Genomic DNA, 15742 nt, shown 5'->3' on the forward strand with positions numbered 1-15742 from the left:
CGAAGACGCCGAGCATCATCGTAATTCCTAAACGATAACCTCAGGAAACGGCGTAAGCGTATCCATGCACCAAAGCCCAATACAATGGCCAGAGCGTCGGAAGCGGGCAGTGCGTCGCTCTGGCGCAAGCGACGTCGGACGTCGGCCTCACGTCGACCTGGGTTCCAGGAGAACAAGTTCAGGGGGCGAGCGACATTCCCGAAGGCACGGTAATCGCGACATTCGGTGAAGACGGAACCTACACGAACACGCCGGGTCAAAGCCACACTGCGATATACCTTGGCCAAAATGACCAAGGCATACAGGTAATGGACCAATGGACGAATCAGTCGGCCCATTACCGGACGATATATTGGACTGGGAACAATCAATATGAATCGGGGGATAAATTCTATGTCGTTTCACACTAAGGTGCTCGCCATCCTGACATTGTTGGTTCCGACGGGGGCCTTCGCCGTCGAACCTTGTAAGAACAACCTATCCGGCATCACCATAATTTCAGGACTAGCGGATCCGCCAGGGACACTGACGCCGGACACGGAATCGCTGAAGCCCGATGGTTCTCTGAAGGAGCAAGGTTGGCACAATCTGAAAAAGGCGCATCAGCCGCTCAAAATCATGTGTCGATATAAGGATGGAACACGCGAGACTTTTGTTTTCAAGAGTCCGATTGACCAATGCGTGTACACTCCTGGGCATGTGGTGTGCAAATAGAGCTGCCCGTCGACTATCGAACTACGAGGGAGGGTCGAGTGCAACCGCAGCATTCGACCCTCAATTCATATTCGCGCACATGGAGCGCACGGTTGCAGTGCGGACGATCTTGGAGCGGCCGCCTGCAATTCGGGAGCCTTTCATGAATAAGGAATCGTCGGCGTCACGTCTGCATCTGAACGTAAGTCGGGTTTCGAGCTCTCTCGTCGGATTGCTTGTGGACGCCCTTTCGATAGCGATCGGAGCGGGCGCGCTGGGAGGCGCTGTCGCCGGCATTGTCGTGCTTCTGATGGACGGTCCGGGCGCAATTCGAGGGCGTATGCTGGATGCGCCATTCATTCATCCTGCTTCGCGCGTGAGCGACGATTTGGCGCGACTATTCGACAGAAGCGCGAGAGAGCGAAGGGAAGCTTCGGAATCCCAAGTCGCGGACATGAATCTGTCGCAACATAAGCGGATGGAGCCGCGCTCGACTTTTCTGAGCGATGAATGAACTCGGGAGCATCTGGCGCTCGCAAGCGGATAGTGGGGCTGCGAGCGAGTGCATTCTCGACACACTCCGGCGCCCTCTGCGTCCGATTCTAGTCGCCAGCGCCGGGCTTACCTCATTACGCGGCGATAGGTCGAAGCGGCAAATTGCGATCTAACAATCGCGGCAGGGTCGGATAGACCGTCGCCTGCTTGCACATGCCGAGATCGTCGTGAAGGATCAGGGTGCGGACGGCGATCTTGCGGATGCGGCCATCACGGAGCGACCGGACGAGCGCGAGATCGGAGCGCCCGCTCACAAAGACGTCCTCCCATTTGCCGGTGGTGACGCTGCGGCGGGAGGCGGCGACGAGGCCATTCAAAAACGCCAAAACAATCCAGGGATCGCGGCACACAGGCGTCCCGCGAAATCGGTCGCGCCAATAGGAGTCGTTCTGCAGATAGTAGATGGCTCCGACGGCGATGACGCCGACGCCCTTCGGATTGTCGCCGCCCTGACGGCGCTGTGCATAATATTGTCGAATCATTTCGCATCTCCAATGTTAGAGACGTTCCGTCGGAATTCCTCCGTGTCAGTCCGCCCAGGCGCCGACACGAAGAACGGAACCATCTTTGAAAACGACTCGAACGCCGACGCCGCATTCGATTTCGGTCTTCGCGTGATCGATTTCGAAGGACCAATTTCTTTCGATCAGGCTCATGGCGTATTCGACGGTCATCTTTTTGCTGTCTTCGCCGTCGAATACGAATTCCGCCAGATGCGCGAGATGGTGGCGCTGCCGAATATTTCGGCGGTGACATCGACGTGTGTCCTGGCCATCTTCGTGTCTCCTGGAGTCGGCCTACCGAATTAGCGAGGCGGAGAGAGTGGGAATGACTGCCGCCTCGGTTTTCGAGCAAGATCAGGCGCCCCTGAAGATCGTGTCGTCGGGGCATTAGACGGCGGGCGTGAGACCGCCACATCATGGGCCATTTTGCTCCGCCGTCGCCTAGGAAGGCGGTCGCGCAGGAGAGGTCGGCGTATTGAGATCGATTTCCTCGACTTCGTTGCCGTCGTCGTCCAGCAACACGCAATAGACGCGCGTTCGAACGAGATTGTCGGGTTCGATGCGGGCGCTCTGCCCGTCGGGCAGGGAGACCCAATTGGACGATTTTTCCCGTGCGCGAGCATGGGCGCCGACGAGGATTTTTGCGCCGTCTCGGGCCGTGGAAGCGGCGACTTTGAATTCTGCGCAGTCGCTTTCCACCTGCTCTTCGACGAGAAGGATGCGGTAGGTAGGCATTCGGGCTCTCCATTGGTCGAAAGGCTATGAACGCGCGGGGCTTTGCGCCGTGATCTCGGTCGCCTCCGTGAGAATGCGAACGAGGTCTCGTGTCTCGTCGAAGGTGAGACTCGCGTGTCCGAAACTGTCGCCGAACCGAAATTGCACGGCGACGATACGCGGCGACTCGTTATAGACGCGAATGCAATCTTGCGCATTCATCGGTCTCTCGGTCTTGGGAACGCGTTTCAGAAGTGGAGCGCGCCATCGCCACGCAATTTGCAGTATCCCATCCATCGTCGGGCTTCCTTCGATTTCGGTTAGTCCTCGGCCTCGGCGCCGGAATGCCGAATTCTGAACGGTTCACTGCGGTCGAACAGACTCGCGAAGGCGGCTGCTTCTTTGGCCTGAAGCGCGAACTGGTCGGCGAGCCTCAGCGCCGTGTCTCCCGCCGGGAGCAGAGATTTAGGGTCGGGTGACGGGGGAGCCGCCGCCAGCTTGCGGAATTCGGCTTCATGATCCTTGAAGCGCTCCGCCGCGACCCGGCAAATATTGGCGAGCGTGGCGAGATCGTGTTCGGTGAAGAATTTCGATTTCATCGGGGCTCCTCATGTATGCGACGAGAGTCGTCGGCAACGAGCGCGCGAATTTTCACGATCGCCGCATCTGCGTCGCGGCGGCTGCGGTACGGGGCCTCGAAGAGATCGTAGGCCTCGGTTCTCGGCTGCGGACGAGGCGATCGGCTGTTGGTGAATGACGCGATGCGCCAGCTTCCGTCCTGGAATTGAAAGGAATACATGGTCGGAGCTCCTGTCTTCGCCGCCGACTCCGCGCGCGGCCGTGGCGACGGAACCATAGGCGGGCGCGCGGAGGGAGGTTCGAGCGCTGGCGCCCGAGTAAACACGGCCGGCTTGGAGCCGGCCGCGCCGTCGCTGCGCTCAGGCGAATTCCTCCGCTTGGTGATCCTCTTCGGGATCGGAGTCCTCGTCGGAGGCGCCGATCTCTGGATCCGGGCCGTCTACATTCCCTTCGTCCTCCTCGGCGCGTTCGGTCCGCCGGGCGAGCTCGCTCGCGAGCTCCTCTTCGGAGAGGGCGAAACGCGCGGCCGGAAGCACGAATGTTCCGCCGGAGACGTGCTCGATGAGGGCGGCGCGCGTCTCCTTGGCGCGCGGACGCGGCAGCACGGAGTGCTGCGCGGCGGCCTTTTCGAGCGCAGCCTTCGAAAGCGACGACAGAAAATCTTCCGTCGCCATATTGGGTAGATGCGCATCCGCGCCGATCGCGTCCCCGACGAGGCGGGCGGCGGCGCCGCTCGAATGATAGCCGGGGCGGCAGTTGAGAACATGGGCCAGCATGTCGCGCGCGGCCTTCCGAACGAGGGCGGCGTCCTGGGTGATGCGTCCCTCATTGGCGAGCCGATGCGCGAGGCCTCGACGCAGGGGCGAGGAGTAGCCGCTGGCTTTCACATCGACATTGTCCGCGGCGAAGGCGACGACGAGCAGACTGAGAAGCGTGAAGTCGTCGATCTCGTTTTCCACGAGCGCTCTGACGAGGGCGTCGGTGCGGAAATCGCCGATGATCGCGAGGCCTTTTTGCGTGATCTCGGGACGGGTGCGAGCGGGCTCCGAGAGCGTCTCGGACGTCCCGCCGGAGGCTGCATTCTTTCCCTTCGTCGGCTCCGCCTTGGGCAGGCGATAGGTGATTTCCTTCACCGATCCGTCGTGTGTGTCGACGTAACGGCCGATCGTGTCGCTCTTTCTCGGCTGTCCCCAAACCCGCTCGGCCTTCGGCGGCAGCTTGCCCTGGCCGTATTCGTCAACTTGCAGAAGGGCGCCATTCTTCGGCAGATTGGCCTCGATCCATGCGGCTTGTGCAGCGAGAAATGCCTCGACCTGGGTGGTGTAGCGACTGTCCTGATCGCCCTGCTCGAACAGATCGTCCTCCCACACGATGCCGAAAGCCTGCTCTTCGTCGGGACCGAATTTCGCGATCTTGGCGTAGAGACGTCGCTTGGTCAGCGCGCGAGCGACTTCGTGCCAGATGACCGTCTCTTGGCCCTTCTTTGGCTTGTGCTTCTTCCAGACGGAAGCCTGCTCGTCGGCGCCGGCGGCGGCGATGGTGCGCAGATGACTTTCCTGCGGCATGTCGCCCTTGGCGATCTGGTCGAGCATGTCCGGATGAATATGGGCGAGCAGACGCAATTTCTTGATCGTCCGCACGGGGAGGGCGAGGGCGCCGCCGATCGCCTCTTCCGTCCAATTGTCGGAAATGAGCGCTTCGATCGTGCGCCACTGGTCGACCGGCCCCATCTGGGCGCGCACGACATTTTCGGAGAGCGCGCGGAGATTGTCGGCTCCGTCGTCGGGGCCGCGGACGAGGACGAGGATTTCGGCGAAACCTGCGCCGATGGCGGCGCGTACGCGCCCGTGACCGGCGACGATGACGAGATCGTCGCCGTCGGGACGCACCACGGGAGGCTGTGTGATGCCGGTCGCCTTGATATTGGCGATCATCTGCCGATCGGCATACTCGCTGGGAGCGATGCGGCGGGGATTGTTGGGGTTGGGCTTGAGAGAGCGTGGATCGACGTGACGCAATTCCATACGGACGCAGGCGTGCCCCGCCGCGGTGCCGAGATTGTCGCCGCCGTCGGTCTCGACTTCGGCGACGATTTGGCGATCGGCAGGCGCGCTGGGAGCGACGCGGCCGTGCTTGTTGGAATTGGGCTCGTTAGAGCCAGCATCGATGTGAGGCTGTGCCATGATGATGATCTCCTCTTTCAATTCGGATTGCCGGTCTTCTTTTCGAAGACGAGGATCGAACGCCCCGATCGCGGACGGCGGGGCAAGAGCGCGCGGCACGCGCGGGAGCAGAGCGACGAACTCTTGCGGCGATGGCCGCGCATGGGGCAAATCGCCTTCTCGATTTCCTGTTTCTTATTCCTGCGCTCGGCGCGAAGGGGGATGAGCGAGCGCCAGCCGAATGGTCGCATTCAATTGGTCCACGTTGTTCTGGAAAGCGCGCATGTTTTGTCTCCTTTTCGATTTTGATTTCCTTTCGAAATCGAGAATTCGAGCTTCACGAGACGGTTCGGGACGCAAGGGCGCGCATGCTCGACACGAGCAGGCGCGCACGTCTCGACCCTTGCGTCCCGGATCGCTCGCGATAGTTTTCAACCTTCTGTAGATATTTCGAGGACTTCACTTCATTATGAGCGAGCCCGGGGCCTTTCATCCGACCGGAAAATCACGCGGAGAAATCGAACAGCGAGCCTTGGCGGAGCATCGGCGCTGTCGCCGGCGCCGGGTCGGGTGGCGAATCCGGTCGGGAAATTGGTTCGTATTTGGCTTTCAGACGCTCGAACAACTCGCGCTCCCGGCGGGCGACGTCACTGTCGCGCTGCGCCTTTACGATCGCGAGAAGGTTCGCCGTCGTGATCCGCGATTGGACGAGGATCTCGACGTCGCAAAATGTAAATTCTGCGGAGCCATAACAGGGCCATTGTAGCGTCTGTTCGAGGAATTGCGCCTTCGTTTCCAAAGCCAGAAAGAAGTGCTCGAAGAAGCCTTGGGGATCGTGGTGAGCAATATGCCCGAAGCTGTTGGAGAGGCGCACATACAGTCGGTCGGTGAAACCGCTCCTCGGACAGTCGTCGGCCAGGAATTTCAGCAGCGCGTTCGCGAACCAGGCCTTGTCGTCAGCCGAATGGAACTTGGTCGGCGTGAAGTCCGCGGCCGTCAGTTGCGGTGTTCGGAGAGATCGAATGATTGCGGTCGGGAGCATGGAAGGTCTCCTGATTGGAATGGGGCGGGCGCGGCGAGCGGCGATACGGGCTCCTTCGGATCGCCGGCGCCGAGATGCTCCGACCAGGACCATCGCCGCCGGAGCCCGCGAGCGGCCGTGAAGCCGCGACGGTGATTGCGTCGCTCCATCTCGATCATGATCGTCGCGAGGTCTGGGCGCGCTGCCGCGAACCGCCGAAGAGCGTCAGGCCGCGGAGCTGGCTTCGGCATTTCCGTCGTCATTCGCCGCGAGCGAAGCGTCGAGGGCCGCCAGCTCGTCGCGTTTTGCGTCGAGCTCGTCTTCGTAGGCGAAAGTTTCGTCGAGGCGCCGGCGATAGGCCGGGAGGCGTTCGGCGGCGTCGTGCATGGTGCGCTTGTGCTCGGCCAACTCCACTTCGAAGCGGCTCAGCGCATATTCGAGGCGTGAGACGATTCCGAGCGCTGTCAAATCGGCGGAATAGCCGATCTGGGTTTCATGGCCGGCGCGCTGCATCGTCAACTCGACCTCGGCGAGCTTCTGGCGCGCCACGGGGTTTGCCGTTACGGACAAATCGAAGCCGCCGATACTGGCGACGCGCCAGTCGCCGCCCTGGCCTTCGAATTCCCTGGCGCGGACGCCTTTGAGCAAGGCGGCGCCGGCGTCCTTGCGTTCGACGAAGCGATGGCCCTCGACCTCCATTCGGAAGGCGTCGCCGCGGGTCGGGATGCGCTTGGCGATGTCCTGCTCGATCTCGCCGATCCGCTTTTCGGCGTGACGGAGCGAGGCCTCGGTCGAGGAGATCGTGCGGCGGACGGCGTATTGATCGTCGAAATGTGCGTCGCGCAGGCGTTCCAGCCGAGCGATCTCGGCTTCGAGCCCGGCCTTCTGCATGAGCCTCGGGTCGCCCGATGCAATGGCCTTCGCCATGGCGAATTGATTGACCTGCGATCCGGCGTCCTCCAGCCGGCGGATGCTGCGGTCGCCGGACATGGCCATTTCGATGAAGCGGGCCTTCCGTTCGAGCAATTGCCAGCCCGTGGCGTCGACGCTGCCCTTGGTGGCGTAGGCGTAGAGCTCGATCTCCTCATTCTCGTTGCCCTGGCGCTCGATGCGGCCTTCGCGCTGCTCGATCTGCGAGGGGAGCCAGGGAACATCGAGATGATGCAAAGCGATCAGCCGGCGCTGGGCGTTGACGCCGGTGCCCATCGTGTCGGACGATCCGATGACGATGCGGGTCTTGCCGGCGTTGATGTCCTGGAACAGGCGCTGCTTGGCGCTCGACTTCTTGTAATCCTGCATGAAGGCGATCTGCTCGGCCGGAACGCCGAGCGCGACGAGGCGGGATTTGATCCAGCGGTAGGCCGAAAAGCCGCGCGTCGCCTCCACATTGAGCGTGCCGAGATCGGAGAAGATCATCTGCGCCGCGCCCGGCAGGAGATAGGGAACGCCGTCGGCCCTTGTGTAGCGGCGGTCCGCCGTCTCGCGCCAGATCGAATAGACATTGTCGATCAGGGCATTGAGCTTGTTGCCGTCCTCATTCGCATGGCCGGGGAGGACGAAGCGCAGATCGATGGCGGCGTGGCGACCATCGGTGATGACGGAGAGGAGAATATCGTCGCCCTTCTCGGGCTTGCCCTTGCGCTTCTCGATGACGGCGATGCGCTCGGCGAGGATTTTCTGATAGGCCTTGAAGGCGGCGCTCGGCTCGGCCGTGACGATCTGGCGCTTGCCGCCCTTGACGCTCGGCAGGCGCAGATAATGGCGCAGGTCCGATTTGAGCACGACATCGGCAACCGAGCGATACATGGCCATGAGGTCGGCGACATTGACGAATTCCGAGAAGCACGTGACCGGCTTGTAGAGACCGGACGGCTGCAGCTCGAGCTCGGTGCGCGTCTCGCCGAAGGTCGCGGCCCAGGCGTCGAACTCGTGAATGCCCCGCTCTTCGAGCGTCTCCGGCTGCATGAAGCGCTGCAGGGTGAACATCTCGCCGAGCGTGTTGGTGATCGGCGTGCCCGAGGCGAGGAGCAGAGCCCGGCCGGAGTTCTTCCCGTCAACAAAGCGGGATTTGACGAAGAGGTCCCAGGCGCGCTGCGATCCATCCGGATCGACACCCTTCAGGCTCGTCATATTGGTGGCGAAGGAGAGCTTACGAAACTCCTGCGCCTCGTCGACGATGAGCTGGTCGACGCCCATCTCGCCGATGGTCAGCAGGTCGTCCTTGCGGCTCTGCAAGGCTTCGAGCTTGGCTTCGAGCCCCTCCTTCATCCGTTCGATGCGCTTGCGCGAGATGCGGTCGTCGCCGTCGATCTTCTCGAGCAATTCGGAATAGCTGGCGAGGTGGGTCTGAATGAGCGTCTGCTCGAAGGCGGCGGGCGCCGGCACGAATTTGAAGGCGCTGTGGGTGATGATGATGCAATCCCACTGCGCCGTGGCGGCGCGGGCGAGGAAGCGCTGGCGCTTGTCCTTGGAGAAATTTGTCTCGTCGGCGACCAGAATGCGGGCGTTCGGATAGAGCAGGAGAAATTCGCGGCTGGCCTGCGCCAGGCAATGGCCGGGAACGACCAGCATCGCCTTGGCGACGAGGCCGAGCCGCTTCTGCTCCATGATGGCGGCGGCGATGGTGAAGGTCTTTCCGGCGCCGACCGAATGGGCGATATAGGTTTTGCCGGCGCTGATAATACGCCAGATGGCGCGCTTCTGGTGATCGTAGAATTTGATGACGCTGCTCGCGCCGGGAAGCTGGAGATGGCCTCCGTCGAAATGCCGCGGGACCAGATTGTTGAATTGGTCGTTATAGATGCGGGTGAGACGCTCGGCCCGCTCGACATTGGTCCAGACCCAGCGCTCGAAAGCCGTCTTGATCTTGGCGAGCTTCTCCTTGGCCGCCTCGGTCTCGGCGGCGTTCAGCTCGCGCCGTTCTCGGCCGTCTTCCTTCCAGACGTCATAGATTTGCGGGATCGAGGAGTTGAGCGCGTCGCCGAGCAGGAGGCCGGCGTTGCGCCGCGCGGTGCCCCATTCGGAGGTCGCCTCGGCGCGACCGGAGAAGGCGGAGAGCTCGACGGTCCAGGAGGCGATCTCGACGGTGTGGCGGATCGAGGCCTCCACGCCGATGACCTCGGCGACGAAGGCGGCGACATCGGCGGTCGGGATCCAGGGCGCGCCGAGCCGCGCGGAAATATCCGAGGGCTTCAGATCCTCGGGCTGGACGGGGCCGAGCGCCTCGACATTGCGCCGATAGCCCGGATCTCGCTCGGCCGCGGCGATCACGGCGGCGAGCTTGGTGCGCACCGGGCCGGACAGATAGGCGTCGGCGGTCTGCCAGCTTTCGAAGCCCTCGATCGTGGTCTGAGGATCGAGGAAGACGCGATCCCCGAGTTCGGCGAGCGCCTCGTCGCGCGAGCGGCCGAGCAGCTCGGCGATGCGGTCGATGTCGACATGGCCGAGCTCGTGCAGAGTGACGGCGAGGGCGTCGGCCGCGCTCTCGATCGTCGGCGTCGCCGGCGGATGCAGCACCCGCTCGGAGAAGATCGGCCCCTTCTTCGCCACGCCGGTCTCGACGTCATAGTCCTCGATCGAGGCGACGAGCCAGACGTCGGGGTCGTCGAGGAAGGGCTGGAGATTGGGGCGGCGCTGCGTCTCGCGCGCCTCGCCGGTCTTCGGATCCGTCGTCTCGCTGATGGTGGTGAGATTGATAGGGCCGAAATTGCGCAGGAAGCTGTTGTAGGCGATGCGCAGGCGCGTCTGGGCCGGCCCCCAGGGCTCATTGGCCTCTTGGGCGCGCAGGACCTCGCGGATAGCGTCCCGGATCGGAATGAGCGTGCGAATGATGCGGGCGTGCTTTGCGGGAATGCCTTCGCCCCCCTTGCCGCCGCGGACCTCGATCTTGCGCGGCGCGCCGTCGATGATCTGCATCAGCGCGTCGTCGACGATGACGAAGCTTCCCTCCTTGATCGTCGCGCCTTCCGCCGCCGTCCCGACGCGAAGGGCGGTCCGGCTCGGCGCCGTCGCGGCCGATGGCTCGCTCGGCTGATGGATTCCGCGCGGCAGGCGCGAAACGGCGGCGTCGATCTCTTCGTCGAGCGCGGCGCGATCCTTTCGCAGGCAGGTGTAGGTCGGGCCATAGGCACTGCTGGTCCGCGCATGGAGCCCCATGACCATCTCTGGATGATCGATGAAATACCGATTGATCGAGAGAGCCTCCTCGCCATCCTCGGCGGGGACCGCTTCGGCGAGGCCATCCCATGCCGCGCCGCCGGGCTCCTGGTCGGGGGCGCGCCTTTGCAGGAACAGGATGTCGACGACGACGTCGGTTCCGGCGGCGGCGTTCATGGATCCCTCGGGGAGCCGGATCGCGCCGACGAGATCGGCCATGCCGGCGATATGGGCGCGCGCCTTGTCGTCGACCTTGTCCATTGTCCAGCGGCTAGTGACGAAGGCGGCGAGACCGCCCGGCTTCAATCGCTCGATCGACCGCGCGATGAAATAATCATGCAGCGAAAGGTCGAGGCGCTCGGCTCCGTCGAGACGCGCGCGGCGGTCGCTGAACGGCGGATTGCCGATGACGAGGTCGAAGTTCTCGGTGAGGCGGGCCTTGGTGAAGTCTTCGCGCCGGATCCAGGCGTTCGGAAACAGCTGAGCGGCGATGCGGGCGGTGGTGGCGTCCATCTCGATGCCGGTGAGGCTCGATTTGCCGGTGAGCGCTTCCGGCATGAGGGAGAAGAAGAGCCCCGTCCCGCATCCGGGCTCCAGGATCGCGCCGCCGGCAAAGCCCATGCGCTGGACCGCGCGCCAGATGGCGCGGATGATGAACTCGGGCGTGTAATGGGCATATTGCGTGGCGCGGGCGAGGCTCGCCAGCTCTTCTCGCGGGACCAGCCGTTCCAACTCCTCGCCCCGGTCCTCCCAGCCCTCGGCGAAGGTCTCACCGGCGCGCCGGAACATCATATCGGCGAGGTCGCGCGCGCCGAAACCGACGAAGCGGCTCAGGACGTCCTGCTCCTCCGAAGTCGCATTCCGCTTCTCGGCCTCGATTTCGAGCGCGAGCCGGATGGCGGCGAGATTGTCGGCGGCGCGGGCTTTCCATCCGTGGGCGAGCCGGCGGTCGCCCCGCAAGACGAAGTCCTGCGCGGGAATGGCGGGCGCCGCCGCGACGGCCGGCGTTTCGTCTTCTTCGGGGCGATCGGTCGAGGGGCGAAAACTTCCGCCGTCGAGCGTCAAGCCGCCGGCGAGGCAGGTGGAATCGAAGAGAGAAAGCGTCAGCTGATTGCTGTCCTTGGCCATGGCGAGAAAACCTTTCGGCGAGCACGAAAAAGCCCGGCGCGCGATGGGCGGCCGGGCATGGGCAGTGGGACGAATGTTCGAAGGAGAGGTCGGGTCGCGGCGGACTCACCAGGGTCCGAAGGCGGCTTCGATAGCGACGCGCTCGCGTCGATCGACGAGGTCGAGCGCTTTCATGTGAAGCGCGGAGCCGGCGCGCGCACGCGCGACGACATGGGACCAGGCCTCTCTGTCGTCGTGGAATCTCGGGGGGCCTTCTTGCGGATTATCGAACTTCTGCAGCTCGATGCGAGGCGCGCCGTCGCGATAGCTGCCGCAATCGGATATGACCCAGCCGTCACGGCGCGCGGCGTCGTGGTCGAACGCGTCGAGACTGAATGTCGCCGCGGTGGCGGCGTCGCGATTTTCGGATCCATTCGTGCTGATCTGTCGCATCGGAGTCTCCTCTCGATCTTCTTCTCGAAGACCCCGATCACGCACCGAGGACGAACGGCTGGGGCAAAGGCGGCGCCTCGTGCGCCGGGATCGATCCGGCCCAGCGAAGCGGCCGGAGCGACCCACCCTTTGCGGCGGCCGTTCGTTCGCGGTAACGCATTCCTTTCATGTACTTCTTTTTTCGATTTCTCCTTTTCACACCTCCGAATTGTGCAGCATCACGAATGGTGCCGGACGAGCCGAGCCGCTGGCGTCTTGTCACGCGCGATACGTTCCGAGAGCCAGCGCCGACAATCGATCCTGTCGACGACGCGCTGCGCGCCGAGATCGAGCAGGCAGGCCGCGCCGCCGAATGCATCGAACGAGGGGAACACGCAGCCCTGACTCCAATGGAAACCCCATAGGCCGGTCAATCCGAACGTCCTCGCACAGCGCTGAACGAATGCAATCACTTGTTCGGGATCGCCGTCGTCGCCCGACACGATGCGAAGACATCCTCTATCGGCGTCGCTGGCTTTCACCGTGAAGCAGACGCGCTCAAATCTCGCGTCGAGCTCGTCCGCATATTGCACATAGAGAGCAATGGCCGGAGGGACGAATTCGGAACGGCCGAGTGGAAGAATGCAGGAAAAATGCGTGTAGGAGCGGGACATGGCGATGTCTCCTCTGCGAGGCGCGAAACGGATTGTGAAAAAGGGAAGTCGAGAACTGCGGACGTCAGCCGGGACCGGCGGCGTCGCCGAAGGCGCCGGCGGGCAGGCGCCAGCCCTCGGGAGATGTGCGTATCGCCGGCGACCAATGCTCAGAGAGGGCGAGCTCGACCAGGTCTGGCCGAGCGAGCGCGGCTGGATAGGGTCTGCCGCGATCGGCGACGGCATGGATGGGAGCGTCGCGTTTGATGGTGCAGCCGAAGCGCCGTTCGTATTCGGCGATCATCTCGAAGCGTTCCGGCGCCATCCATCTGATCGTCGCCAGCTGGTCGGGCGAGCCGAAGATGCAATGCATGCAGGAGACGCGGCCGAAGCCGAGCTGATAGGCGACATGCGGAACGACCCTGTGACGCCGGAGCAGATCCCAGACTTGTCGTTCCTCCATGCCGTGGACCGGACGCCAATGATCGACGTGGCGACGCCGGCGGGTTCCGCCGCGCGTATCGGTGCGATGCGGCTCGAAGGTCGCATAGCGAGCCCTCGCCGGGCTCTCCTCGGCGCGTTCGCCGGTGACGACGAGCGTCCGCTTGCCGAGGAAGCGCGGTGAATTGCAGATCATGCTTCGCATCACGTCGATCTTCGCGACGGAACTGCACCAGCGAAGCCGCAAATCGGCCGTGACCTGGGGGAAGCGCAGACGCGTGCCGGGATTGCCGAGACCGCCGACGGTCGTGACGCTTCCTTCGGCAGTCTCGAACGTCACGCAGGCGGTGGGTTCGCCCTCGCGCAACATCTCGCGGCGCAAGCCTCCGTCGCGCCATGAGAAGTAGAGCGGAACATCGAAGGCCTCGGCGATCGCTCGGCAGTAGCCTGCGGTAATCGGCCAATCGAACGTCGGCGGCCCGCGACCGTCGACGTCATGATGATGCAGCTCGATCCGTGAAGGATCGACGCCTTCATCGAGGAGATGAAGAACGCATGCGAGCGAATCTTTGCCGCCAGAGCAAGCGACAAGGATGTGATCGTAGCTCCTGACGTCGGGAGCGATGCAGGCTTCCGTATCCTGGCGAGCTTGCAGATTCTCGTCGCCTGCGGGGTTCGTCGATATGGCGCGTGTCATGACGATCACGCGGCTTCGACGAGGGGCGCGTCACCGCCAGCGGACTCCTCTTCATCCGAGCCGAATTCGCTTTCGGCAAAATCGGGATGGAAGGCCAGACAATAGTCGGCCGCCTTCTGCGCCGCCGCCGCCGCGCGAAATATCTCGCGCTTGTCGGTCTTGAGTCGCTGGAGCCAAAATGCCACATAGCTCGCGTGGTTCTCTATGTCTGTCGGCAATCCGAGTTCGGTGTTGACGAGACAGCTCGCTATGTCCGCGACGAGTTCTTCGAATGCGTATTTCGCCGAACCGAAGCGTCCTGTGAGATCACGCTTCAATCGCTTCTCCGCTCCTGTCCAGTGCGTCAGCTCATGAATCTGGACCGCGGCGAGCCCTTGCGGCGAACGGAACGCGCTTTCTGGAGGGAACTGAATGTGGTCGGTCGATGGGCTGTAGAAGGCCTGGTCGCCGCCAATGCGAACCACGGCGCCGCTGTTGCGCAGGATGACGTCAGCCGCGTCGAATCGGCGCCACGGCGCTTCCTCGATCGTCGGCGCCACGAATTCGGGGATACCGTCGATCTGCGAGCCGTTGAAAACCGTGTAGGCGCGAAGCAGAGGGATGTTGCGCGTGTGCTCCTCGCCATCGGCGGGAGCGTCGCGATCCTCGACGCGTAGCTGCTTATAGAAGAAGACGGTCGTGCCCTTTTCACCGGCGCGCACCTGCCAGCCCCTGGCCTTCGCCTGCTTATAGCTGCAATAGCGTGGATCGCCGCTCGCGAATGAAAATTGCGACATGCCGAGCAGAAGAACGTTGATCCCGTGATAGCGGCGCCCCGTGACGGCGTTGATCGGCGAGAGCGGCCCGCCCGATTTTTCGGGATCCCAGGGCCTGCGCCAGGGAGCCGTGCCCGCTTCGAGAGCAGCGACGATGCGGTCCGTGACGTCTTGGTAATGATCGCGACGCGCGGACGCGCGTCCATTGCTCTTGATGTTGTTATTCATGGGATTCGTCTCCGTTTCAGGTTTCGGAACGAAATCCCACGCCCCGCATCACGGCCGCCGGGGCAAGGGCGGACTCGCCGCTCGCGGCGAGAACGGGCGCGCGCGCCTTCACCCTTGCGGCGGTGGACGCGCATGCGGGTACGGCGCTTTGCGCTTTTCGATCTCTTTTCCTGTTCGGCTGTCGGTATTTTCTGGATGCGTCGATTACCACGAGGCCGAATCCACTCGGCGAGGCGACGAATAGTCCATTCGACACGCCTTCAAGGAAAAGTCGCTGAAAGCGCTTGCGCTGGTGTCGAGGAGCGGCCAATAGTTACGAAATCTTATTCGTCATGAACTTCGAGGAAAATTCGAATGACGGCTTCCGAGGCAGAACCTTCTCGTTCGACCACGCTCGCGGCCGAGGTCGTCGCGGCCTTCGTCGCCAATAACTCCCTGCCGATCGGAGACCTGCCTTCGCTGATCCACGCAGTACGCGGAGCGCTGGAAACTCTCGGCAAAGCGCCAATCGATACAACGCCGCCGCTGGTGAAACGGGAGCCGGCAGTTTCGGTCCGCAAGTCGATCACGCCTGATTTCATCATATGTCTCGAAGACGGGAAGAGCTTCAGATCGCTGCGACGCCATTTGAGGGCGCTCGGCATGAGTCCGGAGGAGTATCGGGCGAAATGGGGCCTGCCTGCGGACTATCCGATGGTCGCGCCCAATTACGCGGCGCAGCGATCGGAAATGGCGAAGACGCTCGGGCTCGGCCGACTTCGAAAAAGCGCGGCGTCGAGCCCTAAGGCGGTCGCCAGCGGGTCCGCCAAGCGCGGTCGCACGACCAAGAAAAAGGTGTAACCGGCGGCTTTCGAACCGCCATTAACGGATCGGAAATGCGCTGTCGGTCGCAATCGCGTGTCCTCGATTCGGACGACCTCCGTTCGGGATACGTACGGAGGTTCCAGAAATGGAACGCAGCCGTGACGGCGTCCTACAAAACTTCGAAAGAAAGATCGCTGTTCGCCCGGCCGTCCGGCGAGGGTTCGGGCAACTCCAGAAGCGGTT

Annotated in this window: 13 protein-coding genes and 1 pseudogene; 4 read left to right on the forward strand and 10 right to left on the reverse strand. The window is 63.1% G+C overall.

Going from position 1 to position 15742, the window contains the following annotated elements:
* Positions 1–104: 104 nt before the first annotated feature.
* Positions 105–410 (forward strand): annotated as a pseudogene (locus tag Mspo_RS15185) (BPSL0067 family protein); the annotation flags it as partial.
* A 446-nt stretch (positions 411–856) separates the two neighbouring features.
* The gene (locus Mspo_RS15190; protein ID WP_159731184.1) at positions 857–1207 is read left to right on the forward strand and encodes a hypothetical protein; all 351 of its coding nucleotides are present in this window, start codon (positions 857–859) and stop codon (positions 1205–1207) included.
* A 115-nt stretch (positions 1208–1322) separates the two neighbouring features.
* On the opposite strand, the gene Mspo_RS15195 is transcribed toward Mspo_RS15190, so the two are convergent.
* Entirely contained in the window at positions 1323–1730 is a 408-nt protein-coding gene (locus tag Mspo_RS15195) for a hypothetical protein (protein WP_159731186.1), read from the reverse strand.
* A gap of 12 nt (positions 1731–1742) precedes the next feature.
* Here Mspo_RS15195 and Mspo_RS15200 point away from each other — a divergent pair, with 12 nt between their 5' ends.
* A complete protein-coding gene (locus Mspo_RS15200) occupies positions 1743–2057 on the forward strand; it encodes a hypothetical protein (protein WP_159731188.1) in 315 nt (104 codons plus the stop codon).
* A gap of 135 nt (positions 2058–2192) precedes the next feature.
* Here the strand turns inward: Mspo_RS15200 and Mspo_RS15205 are convergent, their stop codons facing one another.
* From Mspo_RS15205 to Mspo_RS15245, 9 genes are all read right to left on the reverse strand, one after another.
* Positions 2193–2486 (reverse strand): hypothetical protein, encoded by a 294-nt coding sequence (locus tag Mspo_RS15205; RefSeq protein ID WP_159731190.1) that lies wholly within the window; start codon positions 2484–2486, stop codon positions 2193–2195.
* A gap of 299 nt (positions 2487–2785) precedes the next feature.
* Complete coding sequence (locus Mspo_RS15210; RefSeq protein WP_159731192.1) at positions 2786–3064, reverse strand: hypothetical protein; 279 nt, start codon at positions 3062–3064, stop codon at positions 2786–2788.
* A gap of 339 nt (positions 3065–3403) precedes the next feature.
* Positions 3404–5227 carry a ParB N-terminal domain-containing protein gene (locus tag Mspo_RS15215; protein WP_244613472.1) on the reverse strand — a complete coding sequence of 608 codons (1824 nt, stop codon included), beginning with the start codon at positions 5225–5227 and terminating at the stop codon, positions 3404–3406.
* Positions 5228–5711: 484 nt separating this feature from the next.
* Positions 5712–6248 carry a hypothetical protein gene (locus Mspo_RS15220; RefSeq protein ID WP_159731194.1) on the reverse strand — a complete coding sequence of 179 codons (537 nt, stop codon included), beginning with the start codon at positions 6246–6248 and terminating at the stop codon, positions 5712–5714.
* Between the two features lie 204 nt (positions 6249–6452).
* Positions 6453–11510, reverse strand: a complete 5058-nt coding sequence (locus Mspo_RS15225) for a DEAD/DEAH box helicase family protein (RefSeq protein ID WP_159731196.1) — start codon at positions 11508–11510, stop codon at positions 6453–6455.
* A 105-nt stretch (positions 11511–11615) separates the two neighbouring features.
* Positions 11616–11942 (reverse strand): hypothetical protein, encoded by a 327-nt coding sequence (locus Mspo_RS15230; protein WP_159731198.1) that lies wholly within the window; start codon positions 11940–11942, stop codon positions 11616–11618.
* Between the two features lie 218 nt (positions 11943–12160).
* Positions 12161–12595: a hypothetical protein gene (locus tag Mspo_RS15235; protein WP_159731200.1), complete on the reverse strand. Its 435-nt coding sequence runs from the start codon at positions 12593–12595 to the stop codon at positions 12161–12163.
* A gap of 64 nt (positions 12596–12659) precedes the next feature.
* Positions 12660–13712, reverse strand: coding sequence for a phosphoadenosine phosphosulfate reductase family protein (locus Mspo_RS15240; protein ID WP_159731241.1), 1053 nt, complete (start codon positions 13710–13712; stop codon positions 12660–12662).
* A 5-nt stretch (positions 13713–13717) separates the two neighbouring features.
* Positions 13718–14695, reverse strand: coding sequence for an ArdC family protein (locus Mspo_RS15245; protein WP_159731202.1), 978 nt, complete (start codon positions 14693–14695; stop codon positions 13718–13720).
* Positions 14696–15049: 354 nt separating this feature from the next.
* Between Mspo_RS15245 and Mspo_RS15250 the strand changes: the two genes are divergently transcribed.
* The gene (locus tag Mspo_RS15250) at positions 15050–15535 is read left to right on the forward strand and encodes a MucR family transcriptional regulator (RefSeq protein ID WP_159731204.1); all 486 of its coding nucleotides are present in this window, start codon (positions 15050–15052) and stop codon (positions 15533–15535) included.
* Positions 15536–15742 lie beyond the last annotated feature (207 nt).

This window comes from Methylosinus sp. Ce-a6 (genome assembly GCF_009811655.1).
In the GTDB taxonomy this organism is placed as follows: domain Bacteria; phylum Pseudomonadota; class Alphaproteobacteria; order Rhizobiales; family Beijerinckiaceae; genus Methylosinus.